This is a genomic window from Bradyrhizobium icense, assembly GCF_001693385.1.
Lineage (GTDB): Bacteria > Pseudomonadota > Alphaproteobacteria > Rhizobiales > Xanthobacteraceae > Bradyrhizobium > Bradyrhizobium icense.
On sequence record NZ_CP016428.1, the window covers coordinates 3,926,556 to 3,945,988 of the forward strand.

The 19,433-nt window shown below is 63.6% G+C and carries 20 protein-coding genes; 10 read left to right on the plus strand and 10 right to left on the minus strand.

The features are described 5' to 3' along the window. Positions 1-103 precede the first annotated feature (103 nt). Both LMTR13_RS18505 and LMTR13_RS18510 read left to right on the plus strand, forming a co-directional pair. A complete protein-coding gene (locus tag LMTR13_RS18505; protein ID WP_065729084.1) occupies positions 104-1,195 on the plus strand; it encodes a COX15/CtaA family protein in 1,092 nt (363 codons plus the stop codon). A gap of 153 nt (positions 1,196-1,348) precedes the next feature. Beyond that, positions 1,349-2,161, plus strand: a complete 813-nt coding sequence (locus LMTR13_RS18510; RefSeq protein ID WP_065729085.1) for an FTR1 family iron permease — start codon at positions 1,349-1,351, stop codon at positions 2,159-2,161. 11 nt (positions 2,162-2,172) lie between these two features. Here the strand turns inward: LMTR13_RS18510 and nadC are convergent, their stop codons facing one another. From nadC to LMTR13_RS18550, 8 genes are all read right to left on the minus strand, one after another. After that, a complete protein-coding gene (nadC, locus tag LMTR13_RS18515; protein WP_418219801.1) occupies positions 2,173-3,015 on the minus strand; it encodes a carboxylating nicotinate-nucleotide diphosphorylase in 843 nt (280 codons plus the stop codon). A gap of 29 nt (positions 3,016-3,044) precedes the next feature. After that, positions 3,045-4,598 carry an L-aspartate oxidase gene (locus LMTR13_RS18520; RefSeq protein ID WP_065729087.1) on the minus strand — a complete coding sequence of 518 codons (1,554 nt, stop codon included), beginning with the start codon at positions 4,596-4,598 and terminating at the stop codon, positions 3,045-3,047. Then, positions 4,595-5,581 carry a quinolinate synthase NadA gene (nadA, locus tag LMTR13_RS18525; protein ID WP_065729088.1) on the minus strand — a complete coding sequence of 329 codons (987 nt, stop codon included), beginning with the start codon at positions 5,579-5,581 and terminating at the stop codon, positions 4,595-4,597. Before nadA ends, LMTR13_RS18520 begins: the two co-directional genes overlap by 4 nt. Before the next feature lie 54 nt (positions 5,582-5,635). Further along, the gene (locus tag LMTR13_RS18530) at positions 5,636-6,592 is read right to left on the minus strand and encodes an NUDIX hydrolase (protein WP_065729089.1); all 957 of its coding nucleotides are present in this window, start codon (positions 6,590-6,592) and stop codon (positions 5,636-5,638) included. Between the two features lie 34 nt (positions 6,593-6,626). Further along, a complete protein-coding gene (locus LMTR13_RS18535) occupies positions 6,627-7,175 on the minus strand; it encodes a hypothetical protein (protein ID WP_065729090.1) in 549 nt (182 codons plus the stop codon). Positions 7,176-7,405: 230 nt separating this feature from the next. Next, positions 7,406-8,686 (minus strand): O-acetylhomoserine aminocarboxypropyltransferase, encoded by a 1,281-nt coding sequence (locus LMTR13_RS18540; RefSeq protein ID WP_065729091.1) that lies wholly within the window; start codon positions 8,684-8,686, stop codon positions 7,406-7,408. A gap of 151 nt (positions 8,687-8,837) precedes the next feature. Beyond that, a complete protein-coding gene (locus LMTR13_RS18545; protein WP_065729092.1) occupies positions 8,838-9,422 on the minus strand; it encodes a CoA-binding protein in 585 nt (194 codons plus the stop codon). A gap of 124 nt (positions 9,423-9,546) precedes the next feature. Further along, positions 9,547-10,371 carry an enoyl-CoA hydratase gene (locus tag LMTR13_RS18550; RefSeq protein WP_065729093.1) on the minus strand — a complete coding sequence of 275 codons (825 nt, stop codon included), beginning with the start codon at positions 10,369-10,371 and terminating at the stop codon, positions 9,547-9,549. A gap of 87 nt (positions 10,372-10,458) precedes the next feature. Between LMTR13_RS18550 and LMTR13_RS18555 the strand changes: the two genes are divergently transcribed. The 5 genes from LMTR13_RS18555 (at position 10,459) to LMTR13_RS18575 (ending at position 13,793) form a co-directional block, all read left to right on the plus strand. Beyond that, positions 10,459-10,887 (plus strand): PaaI family thioesterase, encoded by a 429-nt coding sequence (locus LMTR13_RS18555; protein WP_057849436.1) that lies wholly within the window; start codon positions 10,459-10,461, stop codon positions 10,885-10,887. Positions 10,888-11,041: 154 nt separating this feature from the next. Continuing rightward, positions 11,042-11,506: a 50S ribosomal protein L13 gene (gene rplM, locus LMTR13_RS18560; protein ID WP_057839142.1), complete on the plus strand. Its 465-nt coding sequence runs from the start codon at positions 11,042-11,044 to the stop codon at positions 11,504-11,506. 1 nt (position 11,507) lies between these two features. Continuing rightward, positions 11,508-11,984 carry a 30S ribosomal protein S9 gene (rpsI, locus tag LMTR13_RS18565; protein WP_028345743.1) on the plus strand — a complete coding sequence of 159 codons (477 nt, stop codon included), beginning with the start codon at positions 11,508-11,510 and terminating at the stop codon, positions 11,982-11,984. Between the two features lie 236 nt (positions 11,985-12,220). Next, positions 12,221-13,438, plus strand: a complete 1,218-nt coding sequence (locus LMTR13_RS18570) for a GGDEF domain-containing protein (protein WP_065729094.1) — start codon at positions 12,221-12,223, stop codon at positions 13,436-13,438. A gap of 118 nt (positions 13,439-13,556) precedes the next feature. Then, complete coding sequence (locus LMTR13_RS18575; RefSeq protein WP_065729095.1) at positions 13,557-13,793, plus strand: hypothetical protein; 237 nt, start codon at positions 13,557-13,559, stop codon at positions 13,791-13,793. Between the two features lie 10 nt (positions 13,794-13,803). Here LMTR13_RS18575 and LMTR13_RS18580 read toward each other — a convergent pair whose 3' ends face one another. Then, a complete protein-coding gene (locus LMTR13_RS18580) occupies positions 13,804-15,957 on the minus strand; it encodes a carboxypeptidase-like regulatory domain-containing protein (protein WP_065729096.1) in 2,154 nt (717 codons plus the stop codon). A 215-nt stretch (positions 15,958-16,172) separates the two neighbouring features. Between LMTR13_RS18580 and LMTR13_RS18585 the strand changes: the two genes are divergently transcribed. Further along, entirely contained in the window at positions 16,173-16,475 is a 303-nt protein-coding gene (locus LMTR13_RS18585; protein WP_057839131.1) for an antibiotic biosynthesis monooxygenase family protein, read from the plus strand. 5 nt (positions 16,476-16,480) lie between these two features. On the opposite strand, the gene LMTR13_RS18590 is transcribed toward LMTR13_RS18585, so the two are convergent. Beyond that, positions 16,481-17,608, minus strand: a complete 1,128-nt coding sequence (locus LMTR13_RS18590; protein WP_065729097.1) for an AI-2E family transporter — start codon at positions 17,606-17,608, stop codon at positions 16,481-16,483. A 146-nt stretch (positions 17,609-17,754) separates the two neighbouring features. On the opposite strand from LMTR13_RS18590, the gene LMTR13_RS18595 reads away from it, so the two are divergent. Further along, on the plus strand, positions 17,755-18,450 hold the full coding sequence (locus LMTR13_RS18595) for a hypothetical protein (protein ID WP_065732794.1): 696 nt from the start codon (positions 17,755-17,757) through the stop codon (positions 18,448-18,450). A 123-nt stretch (positions 18,451-18,573) separates the two neighbouring features. Then, positions 18,574-19,344 (plus strand): gamma-glutamyl-gamma-aminobutyrate hydrolase family protein, encoded by a 771-nt coding sequence (locus LMTR13_RS18600; protein WP_065732795.1) that lies wholly within the window; start codon positions 18,574-18,576, stop codon positions 19,342-19,344. The last annotated feature ends 89 nt before the right edge of the window (positions 19,345-19,433 follow it).

Sequence of the window (19,433 nt, forward strand, 5' to 3'; positions counted from 1 at the left end):
CTCGTGGCGGGTTGCGCGCGGGAAGGGGCGGACTATAAGGGGCGCGCCAATTCAATCAAGCGCGCCTTCGGGGCGAGCCAGGACGGATTTTCAGACGGGTTTTATGACCGCTAGTTCCGCACAACAGGCCCCGCATGCCGCCGCCATCAGGTGGTGGCTGATCGTGGTTGCCGCGCTGATCGCTGTCATGGTGCTGGTCGGCGGGGCCACGCGCCTGACGGAATCCGGATTGTCGATCGTGGAGTGGAAGCCGGTTACTGGCACGCTACCGCCGCTCAACGAGGCGCAGTGGGCGCAGGCGTTCGAGGGCTACAAGGCCATTCCTCAATACCGCGAACTCAACGCCGGCATGAGCCTTGCCGAGTTCAAGACCATCTTCTGGTGGGAATGGAGCCATCGGCTGCTCGGACGCGTGATCGGTGCGGTCTACCTGCTGCCGTTCCTGTATTTCCTGTGGCGTGGCGCGTTCAGCACTGAGCTGAAAAAGCGGTTGTGGCTGATCTTCGCCCTCGGCGCGCTGCAGGGGGCGGTCGGCTGGTGGATGGTCGCTTCTGGTCTCTCGCAGCGGACGGAGGTGTCCCAGTATCGTCTGGCGACGCATCTGGTGCTCGCTCTGATCATTTTTGCGTCGATCGTCTGGACGCTCCGGCGGATGAGCGCACGTCCGCAACCGGTCGTTCCCGCGCGGCTGAAGATCTCCGGGGTCGCCTTGCTCGCTTTGACGTTCGTCCAGCTCTATTTCGGCGCGCTGGTCGCGGGCCTGCGGGCGGGCAGGGTATATAACACCTGGCCCGAGATCGACGGCGCCTTCATTCCGTCCGCGGCGCGGCTGTTCTTCGAGGAGCCGTGGTGGCGAAACTTGTTCGACAACACGCTCACAGTGCAGTTCGAGCACCGCATGACCGCCTATGCGCTGCTGGCGCTGGCTGTTCTTCATGCGGTCGATGCCGTAAGGTCACGGGCCGGTGCTGCCGTTGTCGGCGGCGCTTGGTCTCTGGTGGCGGCGATCGCACTGCAGGCCGGGCTCGGCATTCTGACGCTGTTGCATCAGGTGCCGATCGATCTGGCGCTGGCGCATCAGGCCGTCGCGATCGTGGTCCTGACGCTGGCGGTTTTGCAGACTGAGCGTCTGGTTGCGCGGCGCACCGAGCGTGACAGGCAGAAGCTGGTGATGCCGCTCGGGCAGCCTGGCTGAAATTGAGTAATTCTAATCTCCTGTCATTGCCGGAAGTGCCCGATTTGCAGGGGTTTCTTGCTACGAAAGGGCCTTGAGGCATTTGGGCGGCGTGCGGCCGCTTTACTTGAATCGTTTGGACGATAAAACGAGCCAAAACAAAGGTTCAGTTTCATGTCGTCAGCTTTCATCCAGGCCGCCGTTATCCTGCTACGCGAGGGGCTCGAAGCCATGCTGGTGATCGCAGCACTCGCGGGCTATCTGACCAAGGCCGGTGCCGCCCACCGCATTCAGGCGCTGTACGGCGGCGCGCTCGCCGCAGTTGGCGCCAGCTTCGTCGCCGCCTGGCTGTTTGCGGTGCTGAACTCCGGCGACCACAGCGATATCCTCGAGGGCGTCATCATTCTCGTCGCCGCCGCCCTGATGCTCTATGTAAGCGGCTGGCTGATGGTGAAGCAGGACCCGCGCGGCTGGCAGGATTATCTCGCGCACAAAGCCGACCGCGCGCTGTCGCAGGATACGGTGTGGGCAATCGGCGCGCTGGCCTTTCTCGCGGTGTTCCGGGAGGGCGCCGAGACTGTGCTGTTCATCCATGCGCTGGCGAAGACCGAGGGCGGTTGGAGCGCGGGCCTGTTCGCCGGCCTTGCGGTGGCGACGGTAGGCCTCGCTGTGTTGTTCTATTTCATCAACCTGATTGCGCGGAAGCTTCCGCTGCGGCCGCTGTTCATCGTAACCTCGGCGTTCCTGTTCGCGATGGCGATCAAGTTCATCGGCGAAGCGGTGCAGGAGTTCCAGGAACAGGCGGTCATCACCGTCACCGAGGTGAAGGGCTCGGCGTTCCTGACCGCGATCGGCCTCAATCCTTCCATGGAAGCGCTGTCGATCCAGGGCCTGGTGGTCTTGTTTGTGCTGGCGACCTATTCGGTGGTCCAGCGCAACAACCGTCTGATGCGCGAGGACAAGAGCGCCATGCGCGCGGCCGAGTAGTCCGCCGGAAGCTACGCTGCCTGCCGATTGAGTCCGAGATAGTCGAGCCCGATATCGAGCGCGGCGGAGCTGTGGGTCAGCCAGCCAACCGAAATCAGGTCGACGCCGGCTGCCGCGATCGCCTTGGCCGTCTCGGCCGTGATGCGGCCGGACGCTTCGGTGATCGCCCGACCGCCGGTCATGGTGACCGCCTGCCGCAGCTCCTCGATCGCCATGTTGTCGAGCAGGACCGCATCCACCCCGATCGCAAGGGCTTGCTCGAGTTGCGCCAAGGTATCGACTTCGACCTCGATCTTGACGAGGTGACCGGCATGCGCTTTGGCGCGTTCGATCGCGGTCCTGATATCGCCGGCCAGTGCGATGTGGTTGTCCTTGATCAGAATGGCGTCGTCGAGGCCGAAGCGGTGATTGCTGCCGCCGCCGGCGCGGACCGCGTATTTTTCCAGCGCGCGCAACCCGGGCGTGGTCTTGCGAGTACAGACGATGCGCGCCTTGGTCCCCTGCGTTGCCGATACCAGCGAGGCCGTTGCGGTTGCGACACCGCTGAGGTGACAGAGAAAATTCAGCGCCGTGCGTTCGCCGGTCACCAGTCCGCGCGCCGGCCCCTCGATGGCGGCGATCACGTCTCCCGGCGCTACCACGCTGCCGTCAGGGCGCTCCGCCTCAAGTTGGGCGGCAGGATTGACGAGCTGAAACGCAGAGCGCGCAATGTCGAGCCCGGCTACAACGCCGGGTTGGCGCGCGCGCAGCACCAGTGAGGCGTGCCTGTCGGCCGGAACGATCGCGTCCGCGGTGATGTCGCCGGCGCGTCCGAGATCTTCGAGCAGGGCGGCTCGAACCAGCGGTTCGTACATGAGCGGTAGAAGCGGCGTAAGGATCACGGCTAGGCACTCCCGGCGCACAGGGATTCGGTTTCAATGATGCCGCGGGCAATATCGACTGCGTCCGCAAGCGAGATGAATGAAGGCACGGCCGAAGGCAGGGCGTCAGGGAAGTCGGTTCGGTAATGCCCGCCGCGGCTTTCCTCGCGCCGCCAGGCGGCAACCGCGATCATCAATCCCACCAGCGCGGGATCGGAAGACGCACTTCTGCCGCGGGCGTTAGGATAGAGGCCGCGGATCGCGCGTTCGATGCCTAGCCGGTCGCGGAGCACGCCGAGGCCTTGCGACAGGATCGGCCGCACGGCCGAAGGATCGGACGCGGGCGCAGGCGCAGGCGAGATGGCCACGCGTGCTTTCGGCGGGCTGCAGCTCGCGCCCTTGACGCTCCCTGCAACCCATTGCGCGCAGACGATGGCTTCCATCAGCGAATTGCTGGCGAGCCGGTTGGCACCATGCAGCCCGGTGCGGCTGACCTCGCCGCAGGCCCAGAGGCCGTCCACGCTGCTGCGACCTTCGCCATCAACGGCGATCCCGCCCATGTGGTAGTGCACCGCTGGCCTCACCGGAATCGGATCGGTCGCGGGATCGATCCCGGCCATTTTGCAGAAGGCGGAAACGACGGGATAGCGTTTTGCAAATTCCGCTCCCGGATGTTTGCGTGCGTCGAGAAAGACGCGATGTCCTTCTGCGCGGCGGCGCCAGACCGCGCGGGCGACGATGTCACGGGGCGCGAGTTCGACACCTGGCTGGTCCGCCATGAAGCGTTGTCCGGTGTCGTCGATCAGGATGGCGCCGTCGCCGCGCACGGCCTCGGTGAGCAGCGGCATCGGGCGCGACGGCCCGTCGAAGGCCGTCGGGTGAAACTGCACGAATTCGAGATCGGAGAGTTTTGCGCCCGCGCGGGCGGCCAGCGCCAGCCCCTGGCCGTAGCAACCACTGGGATTGGTGCTCTCGAGAAACAGGCCGCCGATGCCGCCCGTCGCGAGCACAACGCGGGCAGTATCGATCACGAACGGACCCTGCGCGTTCGCGGCAAGCACGCCCCTGATGGAGTTGTCTTCGACGATCAGGCTCCGCGCCTCGACACCCTCCAGCAGCATAATCGACGGGCAGCGGCGCACGGCCGCGATCAGCGCGCGCATGATTTCGCGCCCGGTGCCGTCACCAGTGGCGTGCACGATGCGATTGCGGCTGTGTGCGGCCTCGAGACCAAGCCGCCACCCGCCATCGGGACGCCGGTCGAAGGCGACGCCAAGTTTTGCGAGATGCTCGACGGCCGCAGGCGCCGCATGAACAATGCGGCGAGCGACGGATTCGTCGCACAGGCCAGCGCCCGCGGCGATCGTGTCGGCCAGGTGCAGGGCAGGGTCGTCATCGTCGCCCATCGCCGCGGCCAGTCCACCTTGCGCCCACAGGCTCGAGGCTTCCGCGCCGAGCGGTGCCTTCGACAGCAGCACGACCGGCTCAGGCGCCAATTGAAGCGCCGTCATCAATCCGGCGGCGCCGCCGCCTATGATGACGGGATGGTTGGCGAGTGCTGAAATCTCCGTGTTCATAGCGCCAGCATCCTCTCCACCGCACGACGGGCGGGCGCCGCAATCGCGGGGTCGATCGTCACCTCGTGCCGACCGGCCTCCAGCGCGTCGCGGATGTTCTTCAGCGTGATCCGCTTCATGTGCGGGCAGAGATTGCAGGGCCGGATGAATTCGATGTCGGGATGGAGCACCGCGACATTGTCGCTCATCGAGCATTCCGTCAGCAGCACGACCCGGGGCGGCCGCTGTTTGCCGACGAAGTCCGACATCGCTGCGGTCGATCCGGAGAAATCGGCTTCCGCGACCACCTCAGGCGGACATTCCGGATGCGCCAGGATCGTCACATCTGGATGATTTTCGCGCAGTTGCCGGACGTCGGACGCCGTAAACAGCTCGTGCACCTCGCAATGGCCTTTCCATGCGATGATCTTCACGTTCGTCTGCGAGGCGATGTTCTGCGCGAGATATTCGTCCGGCAGCATGATGACGCGCTCGGCGCCGAGCGACTCCACGACCTTGAGCGCGTTGCCCGAAGTGCAGCAGATGTCTGATGCCGCCTTCACCGCCGCCGATGTGTTGACATAGGTGACGACGGGGACGCCGGGATAGCGCTGCCGCATCAACTGCACGTCCTCCGCGGTGATGGACTCCGCGAGGGAACAGCCGGCTCCGAGATCGGGGATCAGCACGGTCTTTTCCGGGTTCAACAGCTTGGCCGTCTCGGCCATGAAGTGCACGCCGGCCAGCACGATGATATCGGCATCGACCTTGGTGGCTTCGCGCGCCAGCAGCAGGCTGTCGCCGACGATGTCGGCGACGCCGTGGAAGATTTCAGGTGTCTGATAGTTATGCGCCAGGACGACCGCATTGCGTTCGCGCTTGAGCGCCAGAATGGCGTCGACGTCCTCGGCAAATACGGCCCATTCAGGTGGCGGGATTACTCGTCTGACCCGGTCATAAAGCGGTGAAACGCGGGCGAGTGCGGCGGTGCTGAGATCGGCCATTTATACTCTCCTTGAGTATATGTTGGCTTATACTTATCCTGAGCATAATCGAAGTCAAGTGCGCGATAGGGGAAGCTTGGTTCCGACGATCGCCCGCTCCGCCAGCACGCCGTGGCGGAACCTGAACAATTTGGCGGGGCGCCCGACCGTGTCGGCAGCGATTGCGCCAGTCTCCTCAACGAGTTGCTGCTGCTCGATCAAGCGGCGAAAATTCTGCTTGTGCACCAGGCGGCCTGCAAGTGCCTCAACGCTGCGTTGCAGTTGCAGCAGGGTGAATTCTGCCGGCATCAGCTCGAACACCACGGGACGGTATTTGATCTTGGCGCGCAGCCGCGCGATTCCGGTGGCGAGAATGCGGCGATGATCTCCGGTCATCGGCCGGCCGGGAATGACGGTCGTGGCAGCTGCACCGTCGCGCACCGCTTCCGGGATCAAGCCTGCTTCATAGAGCAGTTCGTAGCGCTGCAGCACCAGCTCCTCGTTCCATTCGCGGTCGTCGAGGCCAAACGTGATGGCGACGCGCTGCCATCGCTCGCGCTGCAGGCTGGTGGTATCTGCAGATTTCGCCCACGCCCGCAGCCGCGACGACAATGTCTTCGCGAGCGACGGGGAGAGGCCGGCGCGCTGATCTTCCCATGGAAAATATTCGTACCAGCCGGACCAGTGCGCCTCAAAACCCTGGCCGACCTTGTCCTCGCGGGTCAGGCCCAGATAGCTGATCGAGATCGAATGCGGTGACTTGGCATCGCCGGCCCGCCCGCGATCGGCGAACGTGTAGAGCTGCTCGACATAGCCGAGCGGATGGCCGGTCTGCGCCTCGACCCAGGCGCGCAATCCGGTCTGCAGCGAACGGTGCGAGAATTCGAACGGGCCGCTCGGCAGCGCGCCGTCGTTTGCGATGGTCATGATCTTGGGCTCGCCGTCGGTGACGGCGACGAGGACGGCGACAAGATCCGCCGTGATCGCATTGGATGCGTTCGTTTTGCTGGCTTTCCGCGGTGCCCCTGCCACGTCGCTCGTCCGTCTCCGTTGTTGGCTACTGCGTTTAACAGTATCCGTACACGCCGCAAGCGTATGGCAGGCGATTCCAGTAAGGCTCATAGGGGCCGCCATAATAGGGGCCGTCATAACTGTAGGAATGACTGGTGCCGTAGTAACCGGGCAGCGTCGATGATCCCGGCAAGAGCGGCGTGCCGAAGATGCGCGGCGCATAGGCCTTGATCCCGGTCGGCACGAGCACCTCTTCTTCGACCACCACCAAGGCGCGGCCGCGCCGCACATAAAGGGGGGCTGTTGGCGGGGTAACCGTGGTGCGGTAATTGTAATGCGCGCGCGGCAAGCCCGGCGGCAACTGGCTGGCGGCCCGGACCGCGGCGCGCCTGCCGGCGGCAGCTTTCTCGGGGCGTTTCGTTGCGGTTGGGCTGTTGGCGGGCTTGGCGGTTGCCGGGGTGTCAGCGGGCTTGGTGGCGACAGGAGGGGCGGCCGGCTTCGCTGCTGCTGGGCCATCGGCGGGCTGGGTGGCTCCAGGATCCTCGGCCGCAGCGGTTCCGACCGCGAAAATCGCGACCAGAATTGGCGTCATCCAGCGCAGCATCGTTGGCTCCGAATCATCGAGGGCAGCTCAGCGCCATTTTATGCTGGAATGAGCGTTAACGAGAGGCTTGTGATTTCGCCGGACGGATCGCTGGGCGGATATGCCGTCTATGACTCCTGATCGTCATTCCGGGATGGTGCGCAAGCACCAGACCCGGAATCTCGAGATTCTCAGGGGCGCAAGGGGCGCTCCATAGTTCGATGCTGCGCATCGCCCCGGAATGACTGCCGTTACGCGCTCAGCGCCTGCTCCAGATCCGCGATCAGATCTTCCTTGTCCTCGATGCCAATCGAGAGGCGCACGACATCAGGCCCCGCGCCGCTTCGCACCTTGGCGTCGTCGTCGAGCTGGCTGTGCGTGGTCGATGCCGGGTGAATCACCAGCGAGCGGGTGTCGCCAACATTGGCCAGGTGCGAGAACAGTTTCAGGTTCGAGACCAGGCTGACGCCGGCGTCGTAGCCGCCCCTCAGGCTGAAGGTGAATACGGCACCGGCGCCCTTCGGCGCGTACTTGCGCGCGAGCTTGTTGTACTTGTCACTGGCAAGGCCCGCATAGTTCACCGACGCTACAGCGGAATGGCCGGCAAGAAATTCCGCGACCGCCTTGGCATTCTCGCAATGCCTCTGCATGCGCAGCGGCAGCGTCTCGATGCCGGTCAGTATCATGAAAGCGTTGAACGGCGACAGCGCCGGACCGAGGTCGCGCAAGCCCAGCACGCGGCAGGCGATCGCGAAAGCGAAATTGCCAAACGTCTCCTGGATCCTGATGCCGTGATATTCCGGCCGCGGCTCGCTCAGCATCGGGTACTTGTTGTCCTTCGACCAATCAAACGTGCCGCCATCGACGATGATGCCGCCGAGCGAGTTGCCGTGGCCGCCCAAGAATTTCGTCAGCGAGTGCACGACGATGTCGGCGCCGTGATCGATCGGGCGGATCAAATACGGCGTTGCCAGCGTGTTGTCGACGATCAGCGGCACGCCGGCCTTGCGGGCTACTTCTGCGATCGCCTCGATGTCAGTGATGCTGCCGGCGGGGTTGGCGATCGATTCGATGAAGATCGCCTTGGTGCGCGGCGTCACCGCGCGCTCGAAGCTGCCGATATCGTCGGGGTCGGCCCACGCCACGTTCCAGCCAAAGCTCTTGAACGCATGCGTGAACTGGTTGATCGAGCCGCCGTAGAGTTTTCGCGCGGCGATGAACTCGTCGCCAGGCATCAATAATTGCTGCAGCACGACGACCTGCGCGGCGTGCCCGGAGGCGACCGCCAGCGCCGCGGTGCCGCCTTCCAGCGCCGCCATGCGCTCTTCCAGCACGGCGGTCGTGGGATTGCCGATGCGGGTATAGATGTTGCCGAAAGCCTGCAGCCCGAACAGCGAGGCGGCGTGGTCGGCATCGTTGAATACGAAGGACGTAGTTTGATAGATCGGCGTCACCCGGGCGCCGGTGGTAGGATCGGGCTGCGCGCCGGCATGCACGGCAAGGGTCGAGAATCCCGGGAGACGGTCGGTCATTCTTTGGCGTCCTGTTCTGGCTTGCTTGAAATGCGTTGACGATGCTGATCGCAGCCGCGTCTGCCGTCAAGGCGAGGCGTTCATAGGAGAGGGATTGAAAACGGCTCTGCTTCGTTAGCTCTTGTCTTCGAAATAATCGTTTCGCGTTGCTTCAGGTAGGCTCGCTTTTGTTCTTTGCGGCGCGATCCGATGCCGCCGTGGCTCCGCCACCGACGCTCATCCGGTTTAGCGACAGGCGCATGCCCTGAGTCGGGATCGGCGCGCGCTTCGAGCTGAGTGTGCGCGAATTGACTCCCATCCATGAAATTTCCGACGACAGCCGTCCGTACTCGATCTTCGGACAGCGGTTCATCACCACCTTGAGGCCGGCGGCTTCGGCCTTCGCGGCAGCCACGTCGTCGCGCGCGCCGAGTTGCATCCAGATCACTTTCGGCAACGGCGATAATGTCAGGGCCTCGTCGACAACGGGCATGATGTGGCTGGAATTGCGGAAGATGTCGATCATGTCGACGGGACGGCCGATATCGGACAGCGAGGCGACGAAGGGTTTGCCGAGCAGGCTCTTTCCGACGTGACCGGGATTGACAGGAACCATGTCGTAACCGCGCTGGGCCAGATATTTGAACGCAAAGTAGCTCGGCCGCACATTGACCGGCGAGGCCCCCACCATCGCGATCGACTTCACGGAGTTGAGGATGCCGCGGATGTAATTGTCGTCATATGCGTCGTGGTTCATTTTCAATTCCTGTCATTCCGGGGCTCGCGGCGCGAGAACCCGGAATCTCGAGATTCTCACTTGCGCAATCGCGCACTATAGTTCGATGCTGCGCATCGCCCCGGAATGACGACGCTCTGCATCGTCACTTATCCTGCCATTTCGGTTCACGTTTCTCGATGAAGGCGCCGATGCCTTCCTCGGCGTCGCGCGCCATCATGTTCTCGGTCATCACTTCCGCCGCATAGCGATACGCATCGGCAAGGCTCATTTCGGCCTGGCGATAGAACGCCTCCTTGCCGAGCTTGACGGTATAGGCGGATTTCAGCGCGACCTTCTGCGCCAGTGCGATCGCCGCATCGCGCTCGGTGCCGGCGGCGACCACGCGGTTGACGAGGCCGATATTCTTCGCCACGGCCGCCGAAATCGGCTCGCCGGTCAGCAGCATCTCCATCGCTTGCTTGCGCGGGACGTTGCGCGACAGTGCCACCATGGGCGTCGAGCAGAACAGACCGATATCGACGCCCGGGGTGGCGAAGCCTGCGGCCTCGGAGGCGACCGCGAGATCGCAGCTTGCCACAAGTTGGCAGCCGGCGGCAGTCGCAATGCCCTGCACGGCGGCGACGACGGGCTTCGGCAGGTGCACGACAGCCTGCATCATCGCGCTGCAGGCGTTCATGATCTGCCCGAAATAGGCGCGGCCGCGGTCGGCGTCGCTGCGGCGCGCGGTCAATTCCTTCATGTCGTGGCCGGCGGAGAAGGCTGGACCGTTCGCCGCGATGACGACGGCGCGGACGCTGTTGTCGTCGTGGATTGCCTTCAGCGCGCCGTGCAGCTCGGCGATCAAGGCTTCCGACAGGCTGTTGCGCGCGGCCGGCCGGTTGAGCGTGAGTACACGGATGCTGCCGACATTTTCCTGCAGCAGGATCGGCGGTTGCGGCGTGGGCGCGCGAGCAGTCTGGACGGACATCTCTGAGGTTTCCCCTCCAAGATTTTCATTTTGGCTTTGATGACAACGTAATGTAACAGGCAGCCTTAATCGAGGGGCAGGGGTGACATGGCAGCAGCGAAAATGAGCGTGGCTGAGCTGGAGAAGTTCCTTCGTGAGGAATTTCCCCAGGCCTTCAGCGACGGCGATATCACCATCGAGAGCGCCGATGGCGAGACCTGCCTGCTGCGGCGGCGCTATGACGAGCGAATGCTGCGTCCAGGCGGCACCGTGTCGGGGCCGACGCTGATGGCGATGGCTGATTTCGCGATGTATGTGGTGCTGCTCTCGGCGATCGGCCCAGTGGGGCTGGCGGTAACGACCAATCTCAACATCAATTTCCTGCGCAAGGGCCTGCCGGGGCAGGACGTGCTGGCCGCAGCGCGCCTGCTCAAGCTCGGCAAGCGGCTGGCGGTTGGCGAGGTCAACCTGCTGTCGGGCTCGTCGCCCGATCCCATCGCCCATGTGACGGCGACCTATTCCATTCCAAATACGTAGGGTTTCGAGAGGTAGTATTGCACCATATTTTTAAGCTGTTGTTTTTATTGATGTAAATCGCAAGCATTGATGTTGACTGTCAACATTCGGTCTTCTAGAAAACCGGCAGTTCGGCGCATCTGGCGCCGATTTCCATTTTCACGGATTTCCTCACATGAAAACCTATTCGGCAAAGCCCGCCGAGGTGACGAAGAAGTGGGTCTTGATCGACGCCAAAGGTCTGGTGGTCGGCCGTCTCGCCACCCTCGTCGCGATGCGCCTGCGCGGCAAACATCTGCCCACCTATACGCCGCATGTCGATTGCGGTGACAACGTCATCATTATCAACGCAGCGCATGTGGTGCTGACCGGTCGCAAGCGCGACAACAAGGTCTACTACAAGCACACCGGCTTCATCGGCGGCATCAAGGAACGCACCGCGAAGTCGATCCTCGAGGGCCGTTTCCCCGAGCGCGTGGTCGAGAAGGCCATCGAGCGCATGATTCCGCGCGGTCCGCTCGGCCGCGTGCAGATGGGCAATCTGCGCGTTTACCCCGGCGCCGAACATCCGCATGAAGCCCAGCAGCCCGAGAAGGTTGATATCGCTTCGATGAACCGCAAGAACATGAGGGCCGCATAAGATGTCGGATACCATGCAGTCGCTCGACCAGTTGGCGTCGTTGAAGACGGCCGCTCCGGAAGCGCCGAAATACGTCAAGAAGGTCGACAAATACGGCCGCGCCTATGCCACCGGCAAGCGCAAGGACGCGGTCGCCCGCGTCTGGATCAAGCCGGGCGCCGGCAAGATCACGGTCAACACCCGCGAAGTCGAGATCTACTTCGCCCGTCCGGTGCTACGCATGCTGATCCAGCAGCCGCTGGTCGCGGCCGCGCGTGCCGGCCAGTACGACGTCATCTGCACGGTCGCCGGCGGCGGTCTGTCGGGCCAGGCGGGTGCCGTGCGTCACGGCATCTCGAAGGCGCTGACCAACTTCGAGCCGGATCTGCGCGGCGTGCTGAAGAAGGGCGGCTTCCTGACCCGCGACTCCCGCACCGTGGAGCGCAAGAAGTACGGCCGGGCCAAAGCGCGCAAGTCGTTCCAGTTCTCGAAGCGCTAATTGCTTCGCTAAAATTTGCAGCGGATTGCTGCATTCACCAGACGAAAAGAGGGCGCCGATCGGCGCCCTTTTTGCTTACCATTTAGTGATGGGTTACCACGGATTTTCGTGAAAACTTGCTTACCCGCACTCACGAAATTGGAACACGGCCCTCCTAGTGTCCGCGATGCGATGGCGCGAAATTGCATTTTCAGTGTGCGCCGAACAAGTTGCATCACACGCGTTCGGGTGAGCCCATGTCGTTCGATACTTCAACGCTGTATTTATTTGCCACGATGGTTGCAGGCATGCTCGGGGCCATGCTGCTGCTGTTCGGCAAGCAGGAAAACATTCCCGCCTTGAAGTGGTGGGGGACGGCCTATCTGCTTGGCGCATCGTCGGTGGCGATCTGGACCATCGGCGGCGCCACACTCGGCGAGCCGCTGTTGCTGGCGCTGCATGCGCTTGGTTTCGTGGCCTGCGGCATGGTCTGGAACGCCTCGCGCGTATTCCACGGCCGCAAGCCCAATCTACCGGGACTTTTCCTCGGCGCGACCGCCTGGGTCGGTACGGTGCTGGCTTTGCCGTCCTTGAATCCCGCCATGCGGCTCATTATCGGTGCGGCGATCGTCGCGATCTACGCGGGGCTGACGGCTTCTGAATTGTGGAGCGAACGGCGGCGGACGATGCAGAAGCGCTGGCCGACGCTTGTCGTGCCCGTCATGCATGGTTGCGTGCTAGCGCTGCCGATCCTGCTCGGCAGCCTGCTGCGCCCGCATGACGAGAGCTTCACCAGCAGCATCTGGGTGACGGCATTCTCGATCGAATTGATCCTGTATGCGATCGGCACCGTGTTCGTCATCTTCATGCTGGTGTCGGATCGCGCCGTGACGGTGCACAAGACCGCGGCCTCGGTCGATCCCTTGAGCGGAATGTTGAACCGCCGCGGCTTTTCGGAAGCCTGTAACCGGGTGATCGAACGCGAGGCCGCCGCAGGGCGGCCGGTGACGGTGATGATTTTCGACATCGACCATTTCAAGAGCATCAACGACCGCTTCGGCCATCCCGCGGGCGACGAGATCCTCAAATTGTTCTCGACCGTCGTGATCAGCAATTTGCGCATCAGCGATCTGTCGGGGCGCATCGGTGGCGAGGAGTTCGCGGCATTGTTGGCGTGTCCGCTGGAAGAGGGTGTGATCGTGGCCGAGCGCGTGCGCGAGGCGTTCGAGGCGTCCAACATTGTCTGCGAGGAGGGCCCGGTCGACACCACCGTCAGCATCGGCGTCGCCGGCGGTCCGGCGGGCACGGAACTCGAAGTGTTGCTGGCGGCAGCCGATACCGCGCTCTATCAGGCCAAGCGTACTGGCCGTAACCGGGTCGAGGCGGCGGAAGAGCTGCCGCTGTCGCTCGAGAAGTGGCGGCGCAAGACGGCCGGCCGCGCAGCCTCCGCACGGCAGGCGCCGGCAGCGACTTGAACGTGCTGCTCAAACAAGGCGATATCTCGGGAGACTGATCCAACACTTTGGATCGCTCTCCATGGGATGGAGGCCTGTGGTAACCTCCCGTTTACCATTCCATCCCTATCATCTGCACATGGATTCATCCCGCAGATCAAACCCACAGGCTGCCCTGATATCGCTCGAAGCGGCTGCAGCCTCCGCCCGCGGCGGTTTCGGCTGCATGTTCTCGACCTCGGAAGAATTCGAGATGGCGCTCATCACCGAGCGCCGTGCGCAGGGGCGTTACGTTCAGCGCAGAATGCGCTGGCCTGCCATTCTGTTCATCGGCTGCGCGCTGATGGTCGCCGGCATGGCGCTGCTGTTCGGCTAGCCGCTACTCCTCACTTCGCCAATGGGTCGGGGCGCACCTGAATATGCACGGCGCGAGGCTTTGAGCCCTTGCCGCCCTCCATCAACCAGGGTGTGCGATCGCCGCTCGAACTCCAGAGCCCGCGGCCTTTCCAGCCTGCGTTCGGATCGTCAATACGTCCGTCGAGGCCCTTGGCGAAAAAGCCGAGCGGATAGGGAATGCGCAGCATCACCATCTGCCCGTCCTTGAAGGCGACGAAGCCGTCGTTGAGGTTCGCGGTGGAGATCGGGATGTTCTCGCCGAGGCCGGCCGTATTGTGGTGATCGACCCAGGTGTAGTAGCTCGCCTCGGCGCTTGAGTTCTCGAACCCTTCGAAGCCGGGACCAGGATATTTGAAGTAGGAGAAGCCCTCCGGGCAGTGGTTGCCGGTCGCACCCGGCCCGTTCAGCGGCGCCTTGCACTTGCTGCGATCGAAGCGGATCAGGCTGCCGTTCGAGCCCGAGCCCCAGAGCACGCCGTTCTTGTCGATGTCGCCGCCGCGAACGCCGATGCCTTCCTTCGGTATCGCGTAAAATTCCGAGAGCTTGGTCTTGGGGTCGAAGCGCAGGAAGCCGGGTGGGCCGACGAAGACGTTGACGGTGTACCAGACCGAGCCGTCGGTCGGATGCGGCATCACCGCGTAGGGGCCCGAGCCCGCGATTCGCATGTCCTTGCCGGCCTCTGCCGGCTTGCCCGGATCGGTGTATTCGTCGACCTTGCCGTTGCCATTGGCGTCGAGCACGAACGGCGCCCAGCCCTGCGCTTTGACGGCATCGCCAGTCTCGTCCCAGAGCCGGGTGTTGATCCAGCCGGCGACCGGTCCGGTCCCCGACGTCCAGAGCGTATCATCGGCATCGTAGCCGAATTGCGGGTGGTGAGTGCCGAAGCAGGTATCGATGAAGCTGTATTTTTGGGTCTTGGGATCGAACACCGTCACTTGTCGTCCGGAGCGTTCGAGCGGAAAGGCCTTGGCCGACGGGTGATCGGACCCCTTCTTGCAATACGCCGGATTTTCGATGCCGCGCACGGCTGCCGCCAGCCACACGCGACCCTTCTTGTCGAACATGCTGTTGTGATTATTGGAGCGCTGACTCCAGATCTTCTCGTCGCCCCAATAGGGCGAAGGGCTGACCGGATTGAGGAGTGCCGTGCCATGCAGGGGAGGCCCGAACGATTCCGGCGCATTGGGATCGGCGACCGGCATTTTGGAGAACGTCACCTTATGCGTCCTGGGATCGAGGATCGGCATGTCGTCGGACGAATACTCGTTCGCGCCGTACAGCGGGCCGTAGGCGTTGACCGTCGGATAGCGCCGGTCCGAGGAGATCAGGTCGTGGACGAAATGTTTTTCGGTCGCCCACTCCCACGACGAGATGACGACGTTGCGCTCAATGCCGGTCGGCCGCGGCGGCTTGGCCTTCGGCAGTTCGCCCTTCGTGACCCGGTCGGTCCAGTCGCCGAAATATTTGAAGGGAACGCCGCCCATTTGGCCTGCGAGCCGGTTCACCATCCATTCGCCTGTTTGCCCTGAGGCGACACGGCGCATCCAGGCTTCCTCGCCCGATTTGAATTCGCCGAACGCGCCCGGGATCGTGCGCGTGGATTCCTGGCCGAGCTGATGGCAGCCGATGCAATCGACGTTGTTCATCCTCTGGCGCCAGATGTCCTGCGTGATCTCCTTCGGGATCTCGGTAGAGCCGCCAAAGTCCTTTGCCGGCGGGATCTTCATCATCGTATACCAGTAGATCGCCGAGTAATAATGGGCCGCCGCGGCATCGTTCGGTGCCGGGACTGCCGTGAGATTGACCTGCTGGCCGGGCCTGGCGCGCAGCTTCGGCGAATCCACGAGGCCATAGCCGCGGACCCAGATGGCGTAGTTCACCTTCGGCGGCAGGTCCGGGATCACGTAGCGGCCCTGGTCGTCGGTGACGACGATCTTGGCGAATTTCGTCGGCAGTTCGGTGGTCTCCGCGATGACCCAGACGCCGGCCTCCGGCCCGTTCGGTCCGCGCACCACGCCGCCGATATCGTCATCGTCGATGGTGACCGCCGCTGGCTGCTGCGCCTGCGATTGCGCCGCCATCAAGCTCAGTCCGCTTGCCGCCGCAGCCAGGGTGAAGGAGAACAGGATCCGACCGAGATTCATTGTTTTTCTCCTCGGGACCATGAGCTTGTTGTCGCTCGTTGTTCAGCGCAAGCCTACACCAGACCAGGGTTGCGGCGGGAGCACGTCACGCGCCCGATTTCCTCACGCTTGCGGCATCGAGAGCCACCGTGCATCGCAGCAACGCATCTGCATCGCCTTTTGCTTTTGAGGCGGCTGGGTTAGACACGCCAATTCTCACGAGAGGGCGTAACCCAATGATCACCGAAATCGCACAAATCGACGTCAAGCCGGGCACCGAGAAGGATTTTGAAGCGGCCGTCGCCAAGGCCCGTCCGCTGTTCCTGCGCGCCAAGGGCGGCAAGGGATTTGAACTGCACAAATCGATCGAAAAGCCGCAGCGCTATCGGCTGGTGGCGAAGTGGGAGACGCTGGAAAACCACACGGTGGATTTTCGCGGTTCGGAAGATTTCACCGCCTGGCGCGCGCTGGTCGGGCCCTATTTTGCTTCGCCACCCGAGGTCGAACATACCGAGACGGTGCTGACCACGGCGGACTGAAGCCATCAGCCGGCCGCAATCGCGACCGGCGCCGCTTCCGCCTTGAAATGGTCGATCATCACCTTGGCGATCGCCATCAGGGGCAGCGCAAGTGCCAGCCCCCAGATGCCGAAGACGACGCCGAGCAGGATCTGGAACGCAAACAGCGTGGCAGGCGGAATATCCAGCGCCTGCCGCTGAATGATCGGCGTCAGCACGTAGCTTTCCAGCGCGTGCACGCCGAGGAACAGGATGAAGGCCGAGAGGCCGGCGACCCATCCCGACGCGAGACTGGCCAGCACCACGATCAGCCCGCCGAGGATCGCGCCGACCGTCGGGATGAAGGCGAGCAGCCCGGCCTGGATGCCCAGGATGAACGAACTCTGGATGCCGATGATCGACAGCCCGATCCAGGTCACCAGAAACACCGCGACCATGGTGATGATCTGTGCGATCAGCCAGCGCTCCAGCGTCTCGCCGATCCGGTCGACGATCGCAATCGCGCGCACGCGATGCTTCGCAGGCGCGATGAACAGCAGTCCGTTGCGGTAGACGCTCGGCTGGGTCGCGAACGCAATCCCCAGGAACAGCACGATGAAGAAGTTTCCGACGGCGCTGGCGGTGCCCAGAATCAGTTTCAGGCTCTGGCTGAAGATCGCGCCGCCGCTGGCCGCAATCGTGCCGGCGCTGGGAAGCGTGTGCGGCGTCGGCGTCGCGGCGGGCGCGGGCGTGCCATCATCCGACGTCGACGACAGGGTGCCGAAGTCAAAAAGGCTGGTGTCGATGCCGTTCCGTTCGAGAAAAGCCTTGACGTTGACGAGCTGCGATTTGAGCGTGCTGCTCAACGCCGTCGTCTGCTGGGCGATCGTGCTGCCGCCGAGGAAGACGATGCCCGACAGCATGCCCGCGACCACCAGGCAGACCATCGTCAGCCGCAGCGCATGCGGCAGCCGCACCACGCGTCCGAGCAGGTTGCTCATGGCGTTGAGGGTGACGCCGAGCAGGATGCCGGAAAAGATCAGAAACAGCGTCGCGGCGAAGTGCCAGGTCAAGGCGAGCAGCGCGGCGAACAGCACGACGCCGATGCCCCCGACCGATATCGCCCACGCCATGTCGTTGCGGGCCTGAAGGCGATTGTCAGCCGGACCTGTCACGTTGATTCCTTTTCACTGAATTGCTCGGCAGTCTTTCGCCAAAACGCCGCCGGGATCAAGCGGCCGCGCACGCGCCGGTTTGACGCTGCCGCATCCGATGTGCCAAGCGGTGAATGAATCGGTATGGCGGAGCCGGCGAGGGCGGGATGAGTTTCAAGTGGTTCGGTCCGATTGCGCTGCTGGCGGCGCTGGTGATCGGCGACCAGATCAGAATCAACCGTCCCGCCCACAAATATCGCCTGACGGTCGAGGTCGAGACGCCGGAGGGGCGCAAATCGGCATCCGGCGTAGTGGCCGTTCATCCTGATCGCAGCTATACCCGCCGCGGGCGGACCCGGACCGTCGGCGATGCCGTTTTCGTGGACCTCGGGCAGGGCAAGAACCTTGTCGCGCTGCTCGCGCATGTCGACAACAACCTCGTCCTAGATGACATGAACTACGTGGCTCTGCGCGCCTATACGGCGGCGGCCGATAAGCGGGTCTCGTTTAACGAGATGAGCCGGTTGACGGGCGTTGTGCCGGTAAAGGATGCGCTGATCCCGGTGCTCATTACCTTCACCGATCCGGCCAACCCCGGCACCGCGCGTCAGGTAGCACCCGACGATGCCGAAACAGTGCTCGGCAGGGGCCATCGCCTTCAGGCGATATCTGCCGAAGTGGTGCCGAACGGATATTGGCCGGTCGATTTCGGCGGCGCGCTGGGCGAGCCGGTCACGCGCGGAATTCTGGCGAAACTGCCGTGGCTCGGTGACGCCGGAAATTCGGCTGCCGCGGCGCTTCGGGCGGCCGGTTTGCCCGGGGTCGACGGAATCGACGCCCGGGAAGCTTTCACGCGAAAATAGCAGGGCAGGCCCGCAGGCCGCAGCCGGATATTGATCCGCCGTCGGCTCGCGGGCATTATCGCCGGCAATGGCAGCCCAACCCAGAAGATCCTTGCACGGGACGATGACAGCGGAAAATTGGCGATGAAGCGGCCGGTCGTCGGTGTGATCGGGAACGCCTATCGCGTCGAAAATCGTTTCCAGACCCAGATGGTCGGAGAGCGCAATTTGCGCGCGGTCACCGACGTGGCGGGGGCGCTGCCGCTGATGTTTGCCGGGTCGCCCGAGATTACCGACATCGGTGCGCTGCTCGACGTCGTCGACGGCATCGTGCTTACCGGCGCGCGGGCCAACGTCCATCCGACGCGCTTCAAGACCGAGCCGCACGAGAGGCACGAGCCCTACGACATTCACCGCGACGACGTCGCGCTGGCGCTGACGGAGGCCTGTGTCGCCCGCGGCGTGCCGATCTTCGGCATCTGCCGCGGCCTGCAGGAGATGAACGTCGCGTTCGGCGGCTCGCTGCATCCGGAAATCCGCGAAATCCCCGGCCGCATCAACCACCGCATGCCGCGGCTGGAGAACGGCGAGATCCATCCTGACCCAACAGTCGTGTTCGCCGACCGCCACGACGTCCACCTGACGCCGGGCGGCACCTTTGCAAGCCTGCTCGGCTGCGAAACCATCCGGGTGAATTCGCTGCACGGGCAGGGCATTCTCGAACCGGGCAATCGCGTCGTCATCGAGGGCATCGCCGAGGACGGCACCATCGAGGCGATCCGGATCGCGGACGCGCCGGCCTTCGCACTCGGCGTCCAGTGGCACGCCGAGTACGATCCGCAGCGCAACCCGATCAATCGCAAGCTGTTCGAGGCGTTCGGGGCGGCACTCAAGGCGCACACGCGGGCGGCGTAGGCGCCGTGAACGCGCGAAGGAGTGACGCCTCGCCGTCATTGCGATCGAAAGAGTGGATTGCTTCGCTTCGCTCGCAATGACGTGGAGTA

Bases quoted from the DNA above. Each gene is read 5' to 3' on its own strand.
- LMTR13_RS18505 (WP_065729084.1), top strand. From the start codon at position 104: ATGACCGCTAGTTCCGCACAACAGGCCCCGCATGCCGCCGCCATCAGG.
- LMTR13_RS18510 (WP_065729085.1), top strand. From the start codon at position 1,349: ATGTCGTCAGCTTTCATCCAGGCCGCCGTTATCCTGCTACGCGAGGGG.
- nadC (WP_418219801.1), bottom strand. From the start codon at position 3,015: ATGTACGAACCGCTGGTTCGAGCCGCCCTGCTCGAAGATCTCGGACGC.
- LMTR13_RS18520 (WP_065729087.1), bottom strand. From the start codon at position 4,598: ATGAACACGGAGATTTCAGCACTCGCCAACCATCCCGTCATCATAGGC.
- nadA (WP_065729088.1), bottom strand. From the start codon at position 5,581: ATGGCCGATCTCAGCACCGCCGCACTCGCCCGCGTTTCACCGCTTTAT.
- LMTR13_RS18535 (WP_065729090.1), bottom strand. From the start codon at position 7,175: ATGCTGCGCTGGATGACGCCAATTCTGGTCGCGATTTTCGCGGTCGGA.
- LMTR13_RS18540 (WP_065729091.1), bottom strand. From the start codon at position 8,686: ATGACCGACCGTCTCCCGGGATTCTCGACCCTTGCCGTGCATGCCGGC.
- LMTR13_RS18545 (WP_065729092.1), bottom strand. From the start codon at position 9,422: ATGAACCACGACGCATATGACGACAATTACATCCGCGGCATCCTCAAC.
- LMTR13_RS18550 (WP_065729093.1), bottom strand. From the start codon at position 10,371: ATGTCCGTCCAGACTGCTCGCGCGCCCACGCCGCAACCGCCGATCCTG.
- LMTR13_RS18555 (WP_057849436.1), top strand. From the start codon at position 10,459: ATGGCAGCAGCGAAAATGAGCGTGGCTGAGCTGGAGAAGTTCCTTCGT.
- rplM (WP_057839142.1), top strand. From the start codon at position 11,042: ATGAAAACCTATTCGGCAAAGCCCGCCGAGGTGACGAAGAAGTGGGTC.
- rpsI (WP_028345743.1), top strand. From the start codon at position 11,508: ATGTCGGATACCATGCAGTCGCTCGACCAGTTGGCGTCGTTGAAGACG.
- LMTR13_RS18570 (WP_065729094.1), top strand. From the start codon at position 12,221: ATGTCGTTCGATACTTCAACGCTGTATTTATTTGCCACGATGGTTGCA.
- LMTR13_RS18575 (WP_065729095.1), top strand. From the start codon at position 13,557: ATGGATTCATCCCGCAGATCAAACCCACAGGCTGCCCTGATATCGCTC.
- LMTR13_RS18580 (WP_065729096.1), bottom strand. From the start codon at position 15,957: ATGAATCTCGGTCGGATCCTGTTCTCCTTCACCCTGGCTGCGGCGGCA.
- LMTR13_RS18585 (WP_057839131.1), top strand. From the start codon at position 16,173: ATGATCACCGAAATCGCACAAATCGACGTCAAGCCGGGCACCGAGAAG.
- LMTR13_RS18595 (WP_065732794.1), top strand. From the start codon at position 17,755: ATGAGTTTCAAGTGGTTCGGTCCGATTGCGCTGCTGGCGGCGCTGGTG.
- LMTR13_RS18600 (WP_065732795.1), top strand. From the start codon at position 18,574: ATGAAGCGGCCGGTCGTCGGTGTGATCGGGAACGCCTATCGCGTCGAA.